Below are 14394 nucleotides of genomic sequence, written 5' to 3' on the forward strand. Positions count from 1 at the left end.
AACCCCGTCGGCAAGCGCAATGTAGGGCAACTCTCGGGCGCCGCCAATAGCCCGAAGCGTGGAAAGTGCATGTTTTTTCATATCCAGGCCGATTCAGTACATGGCCGGTGGTGGGGAATGGGGCCGTCCTGGCATGCCTGGCAGCCGCTCGCCGATCGTCAGGGTGTTGCGCGAAACCACTGAAATAAAGGGAGAAATGCAGGCCGGGCTGGCGAGGGAGTGTCCAGCTGCCCGGTTTCCAGCGGACGATTGGCATGCGGCGGAGCGACGCAGGGATAACGCGGTCCGTGCGAGGGTGACCGTTCATCACCGCCACGCAGGAGCAGCACATGGGAATCTCGCGACACGCCACCGCGCACTGGGAAGGCGATCTGAAGTCGGGCAAGGGACTGTTGAGCACGCCGCAGAGCGGGCTGCTGGACAAGACCCGCTACGGCTTCAACAGCCGTTTTGGCGACGAGAAAGGGACCAATCCGGAAGAGCTGATCGCTGCCGCGCATGCCGGCTGTTTCACCATGGCGCTGTCGGCCAAGCTGGGCGAAGCGGGCTTCACCCCGACCTCGCTGGACACCGAAGCCAAGGTCGACCTGTCGCTGGAAGGCGGTCCGCAGCTGTCGCAGATCCGGCTGAAGGTGAAGGCAGTGGTGCCGGGCATCGACGCCGCACAGTTCCGCGCCATCGCCGATGACGCCAAGCAGAACTGCCCGGTGTCCAAGGCGCTGAGCGCAGTGCCGATCAGTCTGGAAGCCGAGCTGGGCTGAGGGTAGTGCCGGCCTCTGGCCGGCAACCGCATGATGTCAAGGTCCAGGTAACAGCCGGCCAGCGGCCGGCTCTACCAATCGATGGTGCCGGCAATCACCGTCTGCACCTGGCCCCCCGACCAGACCTCGCCGTCTTCATCGACCCGCAGGGTCAGGCGCGCATCGTGGCCGACTTCGCGGCCCTGGCTGACTTCGAACGGTGCGCGGCCATGCGGCAGCGCATCGCGCAGGTCCAGCCATGCCGCCAGCACCGCGTTGGCGGCGCCCGAGGCCGCATCCTCGAAGCGACGGCCATTGCCGACGAAGGCGCGCACGGCCAGATCGAATCCCTCGTTGCCATCGGCGAACGCATAGGCAAACACGCCCATGCTGTCGGTGGATTCGGCCAGCGCGGCTACCGCATCCCACTCCGGATGCAGGCCGCGCAACGCGGCTTCATCGGCCACCTGCACCACCCACCAGCTGCGCCCGCCCTGCATGCGGGCCGGCGGCAGCGTGCCCAGCGCCCAGCCCTTCAGCGCGGCCTGCAGGCGCGGATCGCTGGCTTCGGTGGTCTCGGCCAGCTGTGCCCGTGGGGTACGGATGGCAATGCGCTGCTGCGCGCCTTCTCCGCTGACGCGCAGGGGCAGGGCGCCCGCGATGCCGTCCTGCACCAGCACGCCGTCAACCGGCGCTGCCAGGCCTGCCTGCAGCACCGCATGCGCGGTACCGACGCTGGGATGGCCGGCGAACGGCACTTCCTTCTGCGGGCTGAACATGCGCAGCCGGTAGCTGGTGCCTGCCGCCTGCGCCGGGAATACGAAGGTGGTCTCGGGCAGGCGTGTCCAGCGTGCGATGGCCTGCATGCTGGCATCGTCCAGGCCTTCGGCATCGAGCACCACGGCCAGCGGATTGCCGGCGCCGGCACGCGGGGAGAACACATCCAGCTGCAGGAAACGGCGTGCGGACATCAGGCAGGAACTCCAGTAAACAGGCGGCATAGGGTAGCGCGGCACACGAAAAAGGGGACGGAGGGAATCAGGTCGCTTGTGGCACAAACGACTTGATTCCCTCCGTCCCCTTTTTTCGGCGTTACCAGCTGATCTGGCCGTCGATCACCGGCTGCACCTGGCCGCCGATCCACACCGTGCCGTCGGCATCCACGCGCACGTGGACGCGGCCGTCGCGGCCGACTTCGCGGCCCTGGCTGGCGACATAGGCGCCGCTGCCGCCGGGCAGCGCGCCGCGCTCGCGCATCCAGGCACCGATCAGCGCATTGGCGCTGCCGGTGACCGGGTCCTCGGGTACGTTCACCGCATCGCCGGGGCAGAACGCGCGCACGACGCGGGCATGGTCCGTGGCGGCTTCGTCGGCGAATACCGCGACGCCGGTTGCGCCGGTGGCATTGGTCCAGTCGCGCAGGGCGGCCATGTCCGGGGCCAGACCGCGCACGGCGGCGGCGTCGCGCAGCGGCAGCAGCCACCAGCGCGGGCCGTTGTCCCACAGTTCGGGCGCATGCCCGGCGGTGGCCAGCGCCAACAGCGGTCCGGGCACCTGGCCCGGGTCGGTCGGCAGGCGCTGTGCCGGCGGGCTGGCCAGTTCGATGGTTGGAGAGGTGGCGGCACCGCTCACCCGCACCGGCAGCACGCCGGCAGCGCATTGCTGGACCAGCGCGCCGCCGTCGCGCGGCGTTGCCAGGCCGCAGGTGACTGCAGCCCAGGCCGCGCCCACGCTGGGGTGGCCGGCGAATGGCAGTTCGCTGTTCGGGGTGAAGATGCGGATGTGGTAGTCGGCGCCGGGGGCGCTGGGCGGCAGGAAGAACACCGTCTCGGACAGGTTCAGCCACGCGGCAAGGGCCTGCATGCGGGCACTGGAGAGCCCATCGGCGCCCAGCACCACGCCCAGCGGATTGCCGCTGCCGGGGTGGGGGGCGAAGACATCGAGCTGCAGGTAGCGGAAGGCGGCCATCGGCGGGTCCATTGGGCTTAGAATCGAAGGTTCCGCCCCCTCGGGCGGCTCCCCCACCTTACACATAGCCTATCCATGTCAGCTTCCCCCCTTGTCGATCGTTGGATCGTACTGAAGTTCGGCGGCACCTCGGTGTCGCGTCGCCATCGCTGGGACACGATCGGGAAGCTGGCGAAAAAACGTGCGGAAGAGACCGGTTCGCGCGTGCTGGTGGTGGTCTCGGCGCTGTCCGGGGTCACCAACGAACTGACCGCGATCGCCGACGGTGCGCCGGACAGCCGCGACCGCGTGGCGGCGCTGGTCGAGCGCCACGAGGGTTTCCTGGTCGAACTGGGCCTGGGCCGCGAGGTGCTGGCCGAGCGCCTCGCCGCGCTGCAGGGCCTGCTGGATGACCCGCGTGCGGCCACCCGCCCGCTGGACTGGCAGGCCGACGTGCTGGGCCAGGGCGAGCTGCTGTCCTCCACGCTGGGCGCGGCCTATCTGCACGCCTCCGGCCTGGACATGGGCTGGATGGATGCCCGCCAGTGGCTGGACGCGATGCCGCCGCAGCCGAACCAGAGCGACTGGTCGCAGCGGCTATCGGTGAACTGCCAGTGGCGCGCGGACGCAGACTGGATGCAGCGCTTCCGCGCGCAGCCGACCCGCCTGCTGATCACCCAGGGCTTCATCTCGCGGCATGCCGATGGCGGTACCGCCATCCTCGGTCGCGGTGGCTCGGACACCTCGGCGGCGTACTTCGGCGCGCTGCTTGGCGCCAGCCGTGTGGAGATCTGGACCGACGTGCCGGGCATGTTCAGCGCCAACCCCAAGGACGTGCCGGACGCGCGCCTGCTGACCCGCCTGGACTATTACGAAGCACAGGAAATCGCCACCACCGGTGCCAAGGTGCTGCACCCGCGCTCGATCAAGCCGTGCCGTGACGCCGGCGTGCCGATGGCCATCCTCGATACCGAGCGCCCGCAGCTGCCGGGTACCAGCATCGATGGCAGTGCGGCTCCGGTGCCGGGCGTGAAGGCGATCAGCCGCCGCAACGGCATCGTGCTGGTGTCGATGGAAGGCATCGGCATGTGGCAGCAGGTCGGCTTCCTGGCCGATGTGTTCAATCTGTTCAAGAAGCATGGCCTGTCGGTGGACCTGATCGGTTCGGCCGAGACCAACGTCACCGTGTCGCTGGACCCGTCCGAGAACCTGGTCAACACCGATGTGCTGGCCGCGCTGTCGGCCGACCTGTCGCAGATCTGCAAGGTGAAGGTGATCGTGCCGTGCGCGGCGATCACGCTGGTTGGTCGCGGCATGCGCTCGCTGCTGCACAAGCTGTCGGACGTGTGGGCCACCTTCGGCCGCGAGCGTGTGCACATGATCTCGCAGTCGTCCAACGACCTGAACCTGACCTTCGTCATCGACGAAGCCGATGCCGATGGCCTGCTGCCGATCCTGCATGCCGAGCTGATCGACAGCGGCGCGATGCCGGTGGAAGAGACCGAAGTGTTCGGCCCGCGCTGGCGCGAGATCGCCGGCACCGTGCGCCCGCGTGGCACGCCGTGGTGGCGCGGCCAGCGTGCGCACCTGCTGCAGCTGGCCGATGCCGGTACGCCGCGCTACGTCTACCACCTGCCGACGGTGCGCGCCCGCGCCCGCGCGCTGGCCGCGATCAAGCCGATCGACCAGCGCTACTACGCGATCAAGGCCAACAGCCACCCGGCCATCCTGCAGCTGCTGGAGGCGGAAGGCTTCGGCCTGGAATGTGTCTCGCACGGCGAGTTGAAGCATGTGTTCCAGCACCTGCCGGAGCTGTCGCCCAAGCGCGTGCTGTTCACCCCCAGCTTCTGCCCGCGCAGCGAGTACGAAGCGGCGTTCGCGCTGGGCGTGACCGTCACCGTCGACAACGTCGAAGCACTGCAGCGCTGGCCGGACCTGTTCCGCAACCGCGAGCTGTGGCTGCGCGTCGATCTCGGCCGTGGCGAAGGCCACCATGCCAAGGTCCGCACCGGCGGCAAGGACTCCAAGTTCGGCCTGCCGATCGCCCGTGTCGACGAATTCGTGCGTGCGGCCACCGAGCTGGGCAGCCGCGTGGTCGGCCTGCATGCGCACCTGGGCAGCGGCGTGGAGACCGCGCAGCACTGGCGCCTGATGTGCGATGAGCTGGCCGGTTTCGCCCGCCGCATCGGCAGCGTGCAGACCATCGACATCGGCGGTGGCCTGCCCATTCCGTACAGCGACGAAGACGAGCCGTTCGATCTGGATGCCTGGGCCGAGGGCCTGGCCGAGGTCAAGGCGTTGCATCCGGCATTCCGCCTGGCGATCGAGCCGGGCCGCTATCTGGTGGCCGAATCGGGCGTGCTGCTGACCCATGCCACCCAGGTGGTGGAGAAGGACGGCGTGCGCCGCGTCGGCCTGGACGCCGGCATGAACACCCTGATGCGCCCGGCGCTGTACGACGCCTGGCACGACATCGAGAATCTCAGCCGCCAGGGCGGCTATGCCGAGGCCGCGTTCGATGTGGTCGGCCCGATCTGCGAATCCAGCGATGTGTTCGGCAAGCGCCGCAAGCTGCCGGTATCGACCGCACCGGACGATGTGATGCTGATCGCCGATGCCGGTGCCTACGGCTATGTGATGTCCAACACCTACAACCAGCGGGCGATGCCGCGCGAAGACGTGATCGAATGATCGCCACCCGCGCGCTGCACCCGCCCACCGACACGCCCCGCGCCATCCCGCGGACCCGTGCCTGACCGGATACACCATGACTGCTTTCGACAAACACCAGGTTTCCCGCTTCCGCTTCGTCCGCTGCGCATTCGCTGCGGATACCGGCGTGGCCAGGCTGGTCTACGCCTTCGATGACGGCCCGGAGATGGTGGAAACCATCACCGTGCCCGGCGCGCCGTTCGTGCTGGACGAGGCGCGTGCCGCTGCCGTGCAGCGCGCGCTGCAGCTGCTGCACCTGATTGCCGGTGTCAGCTACTACAAGGCGGGCGTGCCGGAGACGGTCAGTATCGACAGCTACGCGATCGATGCCGATACCGCGGCGCTGGTGGAGACGGTCTACCTCAACGGCCTGGGCGAATTCGCCTACCGCAACGGCCTGAACCTGCGCGGGCGCTTCCGCCTGCCGGTACAGGGCGAAGCGGTGCAGGCGCCAGTGCTGGGCCTGCAGCCGCATGCGCTGGTGGCGATCGGTGGCGGCAAGGATTCGCTGGTCAGCATCGAAGCGCTGCGCCGTGCCGGCGTGGACGAGACGGTGACCTGGATCGGGGGCTCGCAGCTGATCCGCGCCTGTGCCGAGCGTACCGGTCTGCCGACGCTGAACCTGGGCCGCGCGCTGGCGCCGGAATTGTTCGAGCTCAACCGCCAGGGCGCCTGGAACGGTCATATCCCGGTCACGGCGGTGAACTCGGCGATCATGGTGCTGGCCGCGCTGCTGCAAGGCGTGGATCAGGTGGTGTTCTCCAACGAACGCTCGGCCAGCTACGGCAGCCAGATTCCGGGCACCGGCGAAGTGAACCACCAGTGGTCGAAGGGCTGGGCATTCGAGCAGGCGTTCGGCAGCCATGTGCAGGCGCACGTCGCCGCGGACCTGCACTACTACTCGCTGCTGCGGCCGATGTCGGAGCTGGCGGTGGCCCGCCAGTTCGCCAAGACCGATTTCTACGACGCGCACTTCTCCAGCTGCAACCGCAACTTCCACATCCTTGGCGAGCGCCCGGTGAACCGCTGGTGCGGCGTCTGCCCGAAGTGCCACTTCGTGTTCCTGGCGCTGGCCCCGTTCATGCCCAAGACGCGCCTGGTGCGCATCTTCGGCCGCAACCTGCTGGACGATGCCGAGCAGGCCGGGGGCTTCGATGCGCTGCTGGAATTCCAGGACCACAAGCCGTTCGAGTGCGTGGGCGAAGGCCGCGAATCGCGTGCGGCGATGGCGACGCTGGCGCAGCGCCCGGAATGGAAGGAAGACGTGCTGGTGAAGCGCTTCTGCAACGAGATCCAGCCGCAGCTGGACGCCGCCGAACTGGAACTGGCGCCGCTGCTGCAGCTGCAGGGCGAGCATCGTGTCCCGGCTGTGCTGTGGGAACGGGTGCGTGAAGATTTCGAAGCTTGAGGGAAAGCGCGTTGCGCTGTGGGGCTGGGGTCGTGAGGGCCGTGCGGCGTTCGCCGTGCTGCGTGAGCGGCTGCCGGCGCTGCCACTGAGCCTGTTCTGTCCGGCTGCTGAAGCCGAGGCCGCGCGGGCGGAAACGCAGGGCGCGCTGGAGGTGCGTGGCGAGCCCTCGGCCGAAGCGCTGGCGGCGTTCGACGTGGTGATCAAGTCGCCCGGCATCAGCCCTTACCAGCCGATCGCGCTGGCAGCGGCGGAGCAGGGCACGTCTTTCATCGGCGGCACCGCGCTGTGGTTTGCCGAACACGCGGCCGACGACGGCATCGTGCACGACACCGTGTGCGTGACCGGCACCAAGGGCAAGAGCACCACCACCGCGCTGGTCGCGCACCTGCTGCGCGCGGCGGGGCATCGCACTGGCCTGGTCGGCAACATCGGCCTGCCGCTGCTGGAAGTGCTGGACCCGCAGCCGGCGCCCGAGTACTGGGCCGTCGAGCTGTCCAGCTACCAGACCGGCGAAGTGGCGCGCAGTGGCGCCCATCCGCAGGTGGCGGTGGTGCTGAACCTTTTCCCGGAACACCTGGACTGGCACGGCAGCGAGCAGCGTTACATCGAAGACAAGCTGCGGCTGGTCACCGAAGCGGCGCCGCGTATTGCCGTGCTCAATGCGGCCGATCCGCACCTGGCCGCGCTGTCGCTGCGCGACAGCGAGGTGGTCTGGTTCAACCAGCCGCAGGGCTGGCACATGCGTGGCGATGTCGTGCACCGTGGCGAACAGCCCGTGTTCGATACCCGCAACACGCCGCTGCCGGGCCGCCACAACCGCGGCAACCTGTGCGCGGTGCTGGCCGCGCTGGAAGCGCTGGGCCTGGATGCGGTGTCGCTGGCACCGGCGGTGCAGGACTTCCGCCCGCTGCCGAACCGCCTGCAGCGCGTCGGTGTGGCCGATGGCCTGGCCTTCGTCAACGATTCGATCAGCACCACGCCGCACGCCAGCCTGGCCGCGCTGGAATGCTTTGCCGGCCAGCGCATCGCGCTGCTGGTGGGCGGGCACGACCGTGGCCTGGACTGGACCGATTTTATGCAGCACATGGCGCACGACGTACCGCCGGTGGAGATCGTGACCATGGGCAGCAACGGCCCGCGCATCCACGCGATGCTGCAACCGCTGGCGGATGCCGGCCGTTTCGGCCTGCACGCGGCGGGCGATCTGCCGGAGGCGATGGCGCTGGCACGCGCGGCGCTGGGTGCGCAGGGCGGGGTGGTGCTGTTGTCGCCGGGCGCACCGAGCTTCGGCGCCTACCGCGATTACGTGGCGCGTGGCCGCCATTTCGCCGAACTGGCCGGATTCGATCCGGACACCATCAGCGCGATTCCGGGGTTGGGCATCGGGTAGTGCCGGCCGCTGGCCGGCAACCGGGGGCGCCGCATCCACCCATGGCGTGGCTCTACTGCAGGGGCGAGTTACCATCGGCGCATTCCCGGACGGATTCGAGAAGCCTGCATGTGCACCTTCGTCACCCTGTTCCTGCCCACCTCGTTTGCGCACGTTGAAGCCGCCGCGATCATGGAGCGCAGCGGCCGAGCCGGCATGGAAGGGCGATGCGGAGCGCTGGCGTAAGAAAGGCTGGAGCGAGGCGAAGATCGCCCGCGCCCTGGCCGAGCAGTTGGCGCATTTCCAGCAGGAGCGGCAGGCACGCCGGAGCGAAGGCCTGGGCGATGCCGGCCAGTGGCTGCAACGCATCGACGCGCTGCTGCAGGCCGGTGCCGCGCGCATCGGCCTGCTGGTGCGTGACTACGATGGCGCGGTGGGTGCCCGGCAGCCGAAGCCACCGGAATGTCGCTGGGTACGTGCGCAGCTGACAGCCGCGGATCTGCTGGGGTTCGAGCCTGGCACGTTGCATTGGATCAAACGCGGGTGACGCCGCCATCCACGCATGGCGTGGATCTACTGTAGCGCCGAGCCCATGCTCGGCTGCGGTCAGTCGTCCACGTCGATGAAGGCGTAGTCGCCGTCGATCAACTGCTGCAGGTACGCATCGAAGCTGGGCGCGATCACCGCGTAGCTGTCCGGGTCATGCAGGTAGCGCACGACCTGGCCCACGCAGCCACCCGGCGCGGGATCGAAATCCAGGTACAGCATCGAGGTGCCGCCGTTGTTCATGCAGTGCGAGAAGCACAGGCGGCGATTCATCGGCAGGTCGGCATCGATGCCGTCGCCGAGGATTTCCGGCTCGTCATCCAGCCATTCCTCGTAGATCGAACGAATGCTGTCGTCCCACTGCTGCTGGTCTTCGAAGATCTGTGCGACCGAGCGCAGGTAGTACGGATAGCCGCCGTCTTCCACGTCCGAGCCGAGCATCAGTACACAGACCTCGCCACCGGGGTACTCGCGGAAGTGGGTGCCATCCACGCGCGACAGCAGCGCGACCAGGCTGTCCGGCACCTGTGGCCATTGCGCGCGCAGGCGCTGCAGGTCGTCGGCGTGGGCGCCGTGGACATGGGCCCACTGGGGGGCGTCATCGGCGGGCAGGCGTGGGATCAGTCCGGACAGAAAGCGATCAGCAAGGTTCATGCAAAAAAGGGGACGGAGGGGATCAAGTCGTATCCAACCACACCTGCGTCACGTCGCCAATGCAGAATGCGACGTGGGAGGGGCGAATACGTCTTGATCCCCTCCGTCCCCTTCTTTGCGGAGCAGGCGCATGAATCGTTGGCGATGCGGTGTGGCGGTGATGCTGGGGCTGGCGGCGATGCCGGCGTGGGCGGCGATGAAGACGCAGCCGGTGGAATGGAAGCACCAGGGTACGACCTTCAGTGGTGTGCTGGTCTATGACGATGGCGAGCACGACAAGCGTCCGGGCCTGGTGATGGTGCCGAACTGGAAAGGCGTGAACGAATCGGCGATCGAGAAGGCCAAGCAGTTGGCCGGCGATGACTATGTGGTGCTGGTGGCCGATGTCTACGGCAAGGGCGTGCGGCCGAAGACCGATGCCGAGGCCGGGCCGGTGGCGACCCAACTGCGCAACGACCGGCCCCTGCTGCGCGCACGCGCGTTGGAGGCGGTGAACGTGCTCAAGGCACAGGCCGGCAAGGCGCCGCTGGATGCCAGCCGGATCGGCGCGGTGGGGTTCTGTTTCGGCGGCACCACGGTGCTGGAGCTGGCCCGTGCCGGTGCGCCGCTGGCCGGCGTGGTCAGCCTGCATGGTGGGCTGGGTTCGCCACTGCCGGCACAGGCCGGTGGCAGCCATCCCTCGGTGCTGGTGCTCAACGGCGCCGACGACAAGAGCGTGACCGCCGAGGACATCGCCGGCTTCCAGAAAGAGATGAACGCGGCCAAGGTCGATTGGGAGTTCACCAACTACAGCGGCGCGGTGCACTGCTTCGCCGAGCGCGATGCCAACAGCCCGCCGGGCTGCCAATACAACGAACGGGCGGCAAAGCGGGCGTGGAAGGCGCTGGATGAGTTCTTCGAGGAACGTTTCGAGAAACGCTGATCCGTGCAGCGGTAGTGCCGGTCGCTGGCCGGCACTACCGAATGCGGTCAATGCGAGCGCTGCACCGCGTAACGGGCCAGGCCGCGCAGCGCGGCAACCGCATCGTTGTCGGCCAGGCCATCGAGCGCGCGCTCGGCGGCTTCGGCGTATTCCTCGGCACGGCGACGGCTGTATTCCAGGCCGCCGGTGGCGCGGATCGCGGCCAGCACTTCCGGCATCGCCGAGGCATCGCCGTCCTGCACGATCGCGCGCAGGCGCTCGCGGGTGGCGTCATCGGAGTGGGCCATGGCGTGGATCAGCGGCAGCGTCGCCTTGCCCTCGGCCAGGTCATCACCGAGGTTCTTGCCCAGTTCCTCGGCGTTGGCCGAGTAGTCCAGCACGTCGTCGGCGATCTGGAACGCGTAGCCCAGGTGCATGCCGTAGTCGAACAGGGCCTGCTGGGTCGCTTCGTCCACACCGCTGGCCAGCGCACCCAGACGGGTGCCGGCGGCGAACAGCACCGCGGTCTTGCGCTCGATCACGCGCAGGTAGGCGGTTTCGTCGGTATCCGGGTTGTGCACGTGCAGCAGCTGCAGCACTTCACCCTCGGCAATGCGGTTGGTGGCATCGGCCAGGATCTGCATCACCGGCATGCGTTCCAGTTCGACCATCAGCTGGAAGCTGCGCGAGTACAGGAAGTCACCGACCAGCACGCTCGGCGCGTTGCCCCACAGTGCGTTGGCGGTGCTGCGGCCACGGCGCAGGTTGGATTCGTCCACCACGTCGTCGTGCAGCAGGGTGGAGGTGTGGATGAACTCGATGATCGCCGCCAGCTGGTGGTGGTCCGGGCCAGCGTGGCCGACCGCGTGGCCGGCCAGCATCACCAGCATCGGGCGCAGGCGTTTGCCACCGGCGGAAATGATGTGGTCGGCGATCTGGTTGATCAGCACGACGTCCGAGGACAGGCGGCGCCGGATCAGGGCGTCGACGGCGGCCATGTCGGCCGCGGCAAGCGACTGGATCTGGGGCAGGCCCAGGGCGGGACGGGTGTCTTCGGTGATGGTCATGCGATCAGGCTTTCAGGCTCACCGCCGATTATAGGCGCTGGCTGTGAATTCGGGCGCAAACCGGGGCGGATGGCAGGCCTGGGCCGGCCCGACCAGCTGCCTGCGTGAATACGTATGCAGGTTGCGCCATGCCGTGGAGGCCACCGCTAAGCTTGCCGGAACAGGATTTCGGCCCGCTTCCGGCGGGTCACGCTTGCCCGGAGGGGGGCTGTCGATGTCGCACTATCCATGGTGGCGCGGAGCCGTCATCTACCAGATCTACCCGCGCAGCTACCTCGACGCCAACGGCGACGGGGTCGGCGACCTGCCGGGCATCATCGAGCGGCTGGACCACATCGCCACGCTGGGTGTGGACGCGATCTGGATCTCGCCGTTCTTCAAGTCGCCGATGGCCGATTTCGGCTATGACATCGCCGACTACCGCGACGTCGATCCGCTGTTCGGCCGCCTGGACGACTTCGACCGCCTGCTGGCCAAGGCCCATGGCCTGGGCCTGAAGGTGATGATCGACCAGGTGCTGAGCCACACCTCGATCGAGCACGCCTGGTTCCGCGAGAGCCGCCAGGACCGCAGTAACCCCAAGGCGGACTGGTACGTCTGGGCCGACCCGCGCGAGGATGGCACGCCGCCCAACAACTGGCTGTCGCTGTTCGGCGGCGGTGCCTGGCAGTGGGAGCCGCGCCGCGAGCAGTACTACCTGCACAACTTCCTGGTCGACCAGCCGGACCTGAACTTCCATCACCCGGACGTGCAGCAGGCGACCCTGGACAACGTGCGCTTCTGGCTGGATCGCGGCGTGGACGGCTTCCGCCTGGATGCGATCAATTTCTGCTTCCACGATGCGCAGCTGCGCGACAACCCGCCCAAGCCTGCCGACAAGCGGGTGGGCCGCGGCTTCAGCCCGGACAACCCGTACGCCTACCAGTACCACTACTACAACAACACCCAGCCGGAGAATCTGCCGTTGCTGGAGCGGCTGCGCGCGCTGCTGGACGCGTACCCAGGGGCGGTCAGTCTCGGCGAGATCTCCTCGGAGGACTCGCTGGCCACCACCGCCGAGTACACCCGTGACGGTCGCCTGCACATGGGTTACAGCTTCGAGCTGCTGGTGGACGACTACAGCGCGGCCTACATCCGCAACACGGTCTCGCGCCTGGAAGCGGCGATGACCGAAGGCTGGCCGTGCTGGGCGGTTTCGAATCACGACGTGGAAAGGGCGGTCAGCCGCTGGGGCGGCCATCCGGCCGACCCGCGCCTGGCGCGGATGCTGGTGGCGATGCTGTGCTCGCTGCGTGGCTCGGTCTGCCTGTACCAAGGCGAGGAGCTGGGCCTGGCCGAGGCCGAGGTGCCGTACGAGGCCCTGCAGGACCCTTACGGCATCACCTTCTGGCCCAACTTCAAGGGACGTGATGGCTGCCGCACCCCGTTGCCGTGGACCGACGCGCCGCTGGCCGGTTTCACCTCGGGCCAGCCCTGGCTGCCGATCCCGGTCGAGCACCGGGCCGCGGCGGTGGCGGTGCAGGAGCGCGACCCGCACTCGGTCCTGGCCGCGTTCCGAGCGTTCCTGGTCTGGCGGCGTGGCCAGCCGGCGCTCCTGCACGGCAGCATCCGATTCATCGAAAGTGCCGAGCCAGTGCTGCTGTTCGAGCGTATGCTTGCAGATGAAACCCTCCTGCTGGCGTTCAACCTGTCGGCCGAGGCGGTGAGCCATCCGCTGCCGCCGGGCAACTGGCAGCAGGTGGCGGTGCCGGGCCCGGATGCGGGCACGGTGCAGGGCAATGAACTCCAGCTGCCGCCGCGTGCGGTGTATTGCGCCCGACGCAGCTGACCGTTTTCTCCGGTGGCGGTACTTGCGGGGACGGGGCCGAAGCGCCCCGTCCCTTTTTTGTGGGCCGCTGGTGGCGACGACTTTCCAACTTCTGGCATGGCGCGGGGCAGGGCAGGCGAAAACACTGATGGCCCTCCCAGCACGGCGGAACTCCGATGCGTATCTTCACTTCCCTGTTGCGCCTGTTGGCGCTGGCTGCGGCGCTGTCTGTCGCCTCCCCTGTCTGCGCCACGCCCATCGTGACCGTGGGTCCGGCGCTGGAGGATGCCTTTGAGGGTTCCGACGTGGTGCCCGGCTTGAAGCAGTTGCTCGGACCGGAATATGGCGCGTTCCGGCGCAATTTCGATGAGTCGGCGGTACCGGTGCCGCTGAAAGAGGGAGGGTTGCTGCTTGATGGGTGGCGGTTGGGGTTCCCCGGGCATCATGCTGCGGCGGTCGTGGTCTACCCCGATGGCACCCTGCACGCGGCGTACTACAACGCTGAAGACCGAGCGGTGCGTTACTTCTCGACCTCCGGTGAGCTTCAACAGCGCGTGCTGCTGATCTGGGCGAAGCGATTTGAGCTGTCTCCTGGTCATTCGCGTTCCACCGAGCGTTCGCTGGAAGAGCGCGCCCCTGCATCGATCCTGGCATTGCCAGGCGTGGAAGAGCAGGCCGCCATGCGGTCGGTGGCAGCCGCGATCTGGTCTGCCGAACTGGCATCAGGTTGGAACATGAACACCGAGGTGGGGCACGTTCTGGGTGAGGCAACCAAACACATCATGGACTGCTCTTCTGCTTTCAGCCTCGTGCCCAAGCCGGTGGGCTGGGTGCCTGGCTGGTCCTATGTCGCCCAGATGTCAGTCCAGATCGTTGCTTATGTCACGGGTGTCTCCGGGCATCGGGTCTACCGCTCCTGCGTCATCACCGCCGCCAGTCGCCAGCGTTCGTTCATCGAATTGGCATCGGGTGAGTTCTGAGCAGGGACCGGTTCTGCCATGTGGGAACTGCTGGGCCAGATCATTTCCGTTGCGCTGAACCCTGCTGGCCACGCCCTTGGCCGATCCAGTGGGTGGATCCTGCTGGCGCTGATACTGGTCATCGCGATCAGCTGCGCCGCGCTGGTCACCTGCGAAGCAGGATGAGTCGGTTCCGCATCCATCCACGGCAGCGCCGATGCAAAAGAAAACCCGCTGCCTGCGCAGCGGGTTTCCGGTCCTGCTCCCCTTGTGTTGGCGGCGCG

13 protein-coding genes are annotated in these 14394 nt (G+C 67.9%); 9 read left to right on the forward strand and 4 right to left on the reverse strand.

The annotated features are described in order from the left end of the window. Positions 1-329 precede the first annotated feature (329 nt). Positions 330-761 carry an OsmC family protein gene (locus O0J73_RS08990; protein ID WP_006423346.1) on the forward strand — a complete coding sequence of 144 codons (432 nt, stop codon included), beginning with the start codon at positions 330-332 and terminating at the stop codon, positions 759-761. A gap of 71 nt (positions 762-832) precedes the next feature. On the opposite strand, the gene O0J73_RS08995 is transcribed toward O0J73_RS08990, so the two are convergent. Together O0J73_RS08995 and O0J73_RS09000 are read right to left on the reverse strand one after the other, a co-directional pair. Continuing rightward, positions 833-1711 carry a PhzF family phenazine biosynthesis protein gene (locus tag O0J73_RS08995; RefSeq protein WP_308308530.1) on the reverse strand — a complete coding sequence of 293 codons (879 nt, stop codon included), beginning with the start codon at positions 1709-1711 and terminating at the stop codon, positions 833-835. A gap of 121 nt (positions 1712-1832) precedes the next feature. Continuing rightward, positions 1833-2708 carry a PhzF family phenazine biosynthesis protein gene (locus tag O0J73_RS09000; protein ID WP_308308531.1) on the reverse strand — a complete coding sequence of 292 codons (876 nt, stop codon included), beginning with the start codon at positions 2706-2708 and terminating at the stop codon, positions 1833-1835. A 75-nt stretch (positions 2709-2783) separates the two neighbouring features. Between O0J73_RS09000 and O0J73_RS09005 the strand changes: the two genes are divergently transcribed. From O0J73_RS09005 to O0J73_RS09020, 4 genes are all read left to right on the forward strand, one after another. Then, on the forward strand, positions 2784-5378 hold the full coding sequence (locus O0J73_RS09005) for a bifunctional aspartate kinase/diaminopimelate decarboxylase (protein ID WP_008265224.1): 2595 nt from the start codon (positions 2784-2786) through the stop codon (positions 5376-5378). A 76-nt stretch (positions 5379-5454) separates the two neighbouring features. Beyond that, positions 5455-6807: a UDP-N-acetyl-alpha-D-muramoyl-L-alanyl-L-glutamate epimerase gene (gene murL, locus O0J73_RS09010; RefSeq protein ID WP_308308532.1), complete on the forward strand. Its 1353-nt coding sequence runs from the start codon at positions 5455-5457 to the stop codon at positions 6805-6807. After that, the gene (gene murD, locus O0J73_RS09015; RefSeq protein WP_308308533.1) at positions 6788-8197 is read left to right on the forward strand and encodes a UDP-N-acetylmuramoyl-L-alanine--D-glutamate ligase; all 1410 of its coding nucleotides are present in this window, start codon (positions 6788-6790) and stop codon (positions 8195-8197) included. Before murL ends, murD begins: the two co-directional genes overlap by 20 nt. A 154-nt stretch (positions 8198-8351) precedes the next feature. After that, the gene (locus O0J73_RS09020; RefSeq protein WP_308308534.1) at positions 8352-8723 is read left to right on the forward strand and encodes a hypothetical protein; all 372 of its coding nucleotides are present in this window, start codon (positions 8352-8354) and stop codon (positions 8721-8723) included. Positions 8724-8782: 59 nt separating this feature from the next. Here the strand turns inward: O0J73_RS09020 and O0J73_RS09025 are convergent, their stop codons facing one another. Beyond that, positions 8783-9376, reverse strand: a complete 594-nt coding sequence (locus O0J73_RS09025; RefSeq protein WP_308308535.1) for an SMI1/KNR4 family protein — start codon at positions 9374-9376, stop codon at positions 8783-8785. Positions 9377-9506: 130 nt separating this feature from the next. On the opposite strand from O0J73_RS09025, the gene O0J73_RS09030 reads away from it, so the two are divergent. Continuing rightward, positions 9507-10298: a dienelactone hydrolase family protein gene (locus tag O0J73_RS09030; protein WP_308308536.1), complete on the forward strand. Its 792-nt coding sequence runs from the start codon at positions 9507-9509 to the stop codon at positions 10296-10298. 47 nt (positions 10299-10345) lie between these two features. Here the strand turns inward: O0J73_RS09030 and O0J73_RS09035 are convergent, their stop codons facing one another. Further along, a complete protein-coding gene (locus O0J73_RS09035; protein WP_308308537.1) occupies positions 10346-11344 on the reverse strand; it encodes a polyprenyl synthetase family protein in 999 nt (332 codons plus the stop codon). Positions 11345-11558: 214 nt separating this feature from the next. Here O0J73_RS09035 and O0J73_RS09040 point away from each other — a divergent pair, with 214 nt between their 5' ends. From O0J73_RS09040 to O0J73_RS09050, 3 genes are all read left to right on the forward strand, one after another. Next, on the forward strand, positions 11559-13172 hold the full coding sequence (locus tag O0J73_RS09040) for an alpha-glucosidase (RefSeq protein WP_197565034.1): 1614 nt from the start codon (positions 11559-11561) through the stop codon (positions 13170-13172). 155 nt (positions 13173-13327) lie between these two features. After that, on the forward strand, positions 13328-14131 hold the full coding sequence (locus tag O0J73_RS09045) for a hypothetical protein (protein WP_006423564.1): 804 nt from the start codon (positions 13328-13330) through the stop codon (positions 14129-14131). An 18-nt stretch (positions 14132-14149) separates the two neighbouring features. After that, positions 14150-14296, forward strand: coding sequence for a hypothetical protein (locus O0J73_RS09050; protein ID WP_006423566.1), 147 nt, complete (start codon positions 14150-14152; stop codon positions 14294-14296). The last annotated feature ends 98 nt before the right edge of the window (positions 14297-14394 follow it).

The organism is Stenotrophomonas sp. Sm6012 (genome assembly GCF_030985895.1).
GTDB lineage: Bacteria > Pseudomonadota > Gammaproteobacteria > Xanthomonadales > Xanthomonadaceae > Stenotrophomonas > Stenotrophomonas forensis.

Excerpts from the sequence above, each read along its gene's own strand:
- O0J73_RS09005 (WP_008265224.1), top strand. The coding sequence starts at position 2,784 with ATGTCAGCTTCCCCCCTTGTCGATCGTTGGATCGTACTGAAGTTCGGC.
- O0J73_RS09000 (WP_308308531.1), bottom strand. The coding sequence starts at position 2,708 with ATGGCCGCCTTCCGCTACCTGCAGCTCGATGTCTTCGCCCCCCACCCC.
- O0J73_RS09040 (WP_197565034.1), top strand. The coding sequence starts at position 11,559 with ATGTCGCACTATCCATGGTGGCGCGGAGCCGTCATCTACCAGATCTAC.
- O0J73_RS09045 (WP_006423564.1), top strand. The coding sequence starts at position 13,328 with ATGCGTATCTTCACTTCCCTGTTGCGCCTGTTGGCGCTGGCTGCGGCG.
- O0J73_RS09030 (WP_308308536.1), top strand. The coding sequence starts at position 9,507 with ATGAATCGTTGGCGATGCGGTGTGGCGGTGATGCTGGGGCTGGCGGCG.
- O0J73_RS08990 (WP_006423346.1), top strand. The coding sequence starts at position 330 with ATGGGAATCTCGCGACACGCCACCGCGCACTGGGAAGGCGATCTGAAG.
- murL (WP_308308532.1), top strand. The coding sequence starts at position 5,455 with ATGACTGCTTTCGACAAACACCAGGTTTCCCGCTTCCGCTTCGTCCGC.
- O0J73_RS09050 (WP_006423566.1), top strand. The coding sequence starts at position 14,150 with ATGTGGGAACTGCTGGGCCAGATCATTTCCGTTGCGCTGAACCCTGCT.
- O0J73_RS09035 (WP_308308537.1), bottom strand. The coding sequence starts at position 11,344 with ATGACCATCACCGAAGACACCCGTCCCGCCCTGGGCCTGCCCCAGATC.
- O0J73_RS08995 (WP_308308530.1), bottom strand. The coding sequence starts at position 1,711 with ATGTCCGCACGCCGTTTCCTGCAGCTGGATGTGTTCTCCCCGCGTGCC.
- O0J73_RS09025 (WP_308308535.1), bottom strand. The coding sequence starts at position 9,376 with ATGAACCTTGCTGATCGCTTTCTGTCCGGACTGATCCCACGCCTGCCC.